1 pseudogene is annotated in these 686 nt (G+C 77.3%); it reads right to left on the bottom strand.

The window, feature by feature from the left end:
* Window positions 1–573: pseudogene (locus tag AADR41_RS42145) on the bottom strand (SGNH/GDSL hydrolase family protein); the annotation flags it as partial.
* Window positions 574–686: the final 113 nt, after the last annotated feature.

A 686-nucleotide genomic window follows, 5' to 3' on the forward strand; every position in this document is an offset into this window, starting at 1 on the left:
GGGTCGAGCCGGGGGCGGCCGGCAGCCGGTGGAAACCTGCCGCGACCGTACGGTGTCCGCGTTCGGCCGGGTGGAGCCGGTCGGGGCTTTACAGCGAGCGGTCCTCGACCCAGGCCCGGTCCCCCCTGCGCGGATGGACCGCGTCGTGGCGTTCGGACAGGGCGTGGACCACGGCGTTCACCGCGGCCTGTCGCCGGGCCAGAGGTCTGCCCAGCGGGGCGGGGAGCCCGAGCATCGCGCCGGGGTCGGGCAGGCAGACGGTCAGGAACACGGCACCGCCCCCGCCGGCAGTGCGTGGACCTCGTGCAGGCGCCGGGCGAGAAGCGGCAGGTCGAAAGTGCGGCGCAGGGTGTCGTTGACGCCGACGACGACGGAGGCGAGGTGCGGCCGGAACGCCGCCGCGGCCGGGGCCTGCCGGTCCCGGACGTCGCCGGACTGCGCACCGCTGACGGCGAAGTCGCGGAACTCCACGCCCCGCCGTCCGTCGGCGACCCCCTCCGCGAGCAGCGCCGCCCAGCTCCGCAGGCCGCCGGGGACCGGGTCGCCGACCCCTTCGGTGAACGAGTCCCCCAGCGCGGCGAACCGGACCGGGGACGGGGCCGGTGCTCCCGTCGGACGTGACTCACGGGCGCCGCGCGGCACCGGCACACCCGTCGAACCCGCCCTCCCGGCACACCCGTAGTGCC

Origin of the sequence: Streptomyces sp. CLV115 (assembly GCF_038448545.1) — a bacterium.
In the GTDB taxonomy this organism is placed as follows: Bacteria; Actinomycetota; Actinomycetes; order Streptomycetales; family Streptomycetaceae; genus Streptomyces; species Streptomyces sanglieri.